The following is a 2,500-nucleotide window of genomic DNA, read 5'->3' on the forward strand; positions in this document are numbered from 1 at the left end:
GGCCGATGACGGCCTCCGAGCTGCGCGCCGCCGTCGCCGCCGGGCAGCTCGGCGTGGAGACCCTGCTGTCGCGCAGCGAGCTGGCCACCATAAGCGCCGACGTCGAATCGCTGCTGCGGGCCCTGCCGGGACGCAGCGCCGACGAGATCAGCAGAGTGCTGCGGAAGGGCAGGATCGGCAGCGGCGCCCTCATCGGCGACCTCACCCTGCGCCAGCGCCATTACCTGCTCAGCGCCCTCGGCGTCCGGCCGAGAACCGCCGGCCCGAACACGGGGGGCTAGCGGGCGACCGGCAGGCAGGGGATGTGCGGCCTGCCTTGACCTCTGGGCGTCTTCGAAGTGGTCAGGGGGCGCGGCCTGTCAGGTAGCGCTGCAACGTGGGGGCCACCCAGTCGATGAGCTCGCCGGGCTCCGAGGCGATCAGCGCGTCGACCCGTACGGCATAGCGGGCGATGGCCAGCCCGACGAGCTGGCTGGCCGCGAGCGCGGCACGCAGCTCGGGATGGTCCACGCCGAGCTTCTGGGTGAGCTTGCCGAGCATGTCGTTGGCCAGGAACTCCCTGATCAGGGCCGCCGCGTGTTCGCTGGTCGCGGCCGAGCGCATCAGGCCGAGGACCGGGCCCGGCCGGTCCACCGCCCCGAGCAGGCCGAGGACGTATCCGGCGAGGCGCTCGCCGAGCTTGCCCCGCGGCCCGTCGAGCAGCATGGCCACGGCCTGCTCGGGCTGGAACACCGAGGTGACGACGGCGCTGAACAGCTGCTCCTTGCCGCCGAAGAAGCGGCGCACGAGCGCCGGGTCCACCCCCGCGTCGGCGGCCACCTGGCGCATGCTGGTGGCCTCGTAGCCGCCGGTGCTGAAGGCCAGGGCCGCCGCCGAGACGATCTCCTCCCGCGTGGTCGATGTCCCCGGCCGCCGCCCCGTCCTGCGCGCTCGTCCCTCCATGCCCGCAGCCTATATCCCCACGTAGGGACTTCCCAATATCCGGCATGCAGTAGATCTATCGCTTGGTTGGGCACTATCCTTGGCCCCCGTCAGCCAGCGCCACACCAAGCGGGACGTGAGGTCACCGTGGTCGAGCAGCAGTCCAGTGGCGGGGCCAGGGCCCGGGTCAGCGGCGCGCTGCGCCCGTTCTTCCAGTGGCTCGCGGGCACCAAGGGCTTCGCCCGGGTCGCGCCCAAGATCGTGCCGCCTCTCGACCGCTTCGTCAACCGCGTGACCGGCGGCCGCGTGCTCATGGGCGACCAGATGATCCCGCACCTGCTGCTCACCACGACCGGGAGCAAGTCCGGGCAGCCCCGCGAGAGCCCGCTGGCCTGCCTGCCCGAGGACGGCGGCACCTTCCTGGTGGTCGGCAGCAACTTCGGCAAGGAGCACCACCCGGCCTGGAGCGGCAACCTGCTCAAGACCCCGCAGGCCACGGTGACCTTCCGCGGGCGCGTCATCCCCGTGACGGCCGGCCTGCTGAGCGGCGCCGACCGCGAGCAGGCCTGGCGGACGCTCACCCGCTTCTGGCCGCTGTACCAGGGCTACACCGAGCGCTCCGGCCGCGAGCTGCGCGTCTTCCGCCTCTCGCCCCGTTCCTGACCGCGCTCAGCCGGACAGGACGCGGCGGCCGGAAGCACGTGCTTCTCCGTGCGCTCCTTTCCGTTCCGTCGGTGCTCAGCTCACGGAAGGGGAACCGGCCCACGTGTGACGGGTTTCACGGTCATCCGCCCGGCCGTCTGGCGCGCGTCCGCGCGGGGTCGCCCAACGCGTACGCCACGGCGCGCTCCGGGCCGAGCCGCGCCCCTTGACGGAAGGCCGCCGCGAACCCCGGTCCGCCCAGCGCGCGGCGGGCCTGTCGCGTGCAGCGCACATGCCACGTCGTGTGATAGCTCATCCATTCGGGTGAGGCTCCCACCGCCTGCCACATCGCGTGCGCCGCCCCCAGCAGCTCGGCGGCCCTGTCGTGTTCTCCCCGCGCGCCCGCGATCCACGCCAGGACCTCCAGGCACTGGGTGAGGCACCATCTGTCGTTGATCGCCCCGGTGAACTCGGTGGCCGTGGTCACCAGCGCTTCCGCCTGCCGGCTGTCGTCCAGGTTCCAGCGCGCGACACCGAGTGCCAGCTGGGCGTACGCCCGGAAGACCAGGGCGTCCTGCCGCTCGCACAGGGCCAGGAGCTGCTCGCCGTACTTGGCGGCCTGGTCCGGGTCCTCGTCGGAGCCGTACGTGGCGGCCACGTAGAGGGCCAACATGACGCCGTCGAGGTCGTCGATGGCGCGGTGGAGGGCGAGAGCCTGCCGCACCAGCGAGAGTCCGCGCCGGGTGTCATGAGCGAGGAACGCCGCGACGCCCAAGGTGCGCAGGCCGTGCGCCAGCAGTTTCCGGTCTCCCGCCTCGCGGGCCATGACGATGGATTCGTGCAGCTTCGGCATCCCCGCCACGAGGTCGCCCTGGCGGATGGCGAGCATGCTGTCGGCCCAGAGCGCGGCCGCCCGGCCGGGGTCGGACTCGGGCAC

At 72.6% G+C, this 2,500-nt stretch carries 3 protein-coding genes and 1 pseudogene; 2 read left to right on the forward strand and 2 right to left on the reverse strand.

All coding sequences use genetic code 11. From position 1 onward, the window contains the following. Positions 1–281: hypothetical protein (locus AB0J09_RS62165; RefSeq protein WP_360713551.1), on the forward strand; the 281-nt coding region annotated here is incomplete at its 5' end. A gap of 61 nt (positions 282–342) precedes the next feature. Here AB0J09_RS62165 and AB0J09_RS62170 read toward each other — a convergent pair. Next, on the reverse strand, positions 343–942 hold the full coding sequence (locus AB0J09_RS62170) for a TetR family transcriptional regulator (RefSeq protein ID WP_360713553.1): 600 nt from the start codon (positions 940–942) through the stop codon (positions 343–345). A gap of 126 nt (positions 943–1,068) precedes the next feature. On the opposite strand from AB0J09_RS62170, the gene AB0J09_RS62175 reads away from it, so the two are divergent. Continuing rightward, positions 1,069–1,584: a nitroreductase family deazaflavin-dependent oxidoreductase gene (locus tag AB0J09_RS62175; RefSeq protein ID WP_360713555.1), complete on the forward strand. Its 516-nt coding sequence runs from the start codon at positions 1,069–1,071 to the stop codon at positions 1,582–1,584. 121 nt (positions 1,585–1,705) lie between these two features. Here AB0J09_RS62175 and AB0J09_RS62180 read toward each other — a convergent pair. Further along, a pseudogene (locus tag AB0J09_RS62180) lies at positions 1,706–2,500 on the reverse strand (hypothetical protein); the annotation flags it as partial.

Source organism: Nonomuraea sp. NPDC049784 (assembly GCF_040659615.1).
Classification (GTDB): domain Bacteria; phylum Actinomycetota; class Actinomycetes; order Streptosporangiales; family Streptosporangiaceae; genus Nonomuraea.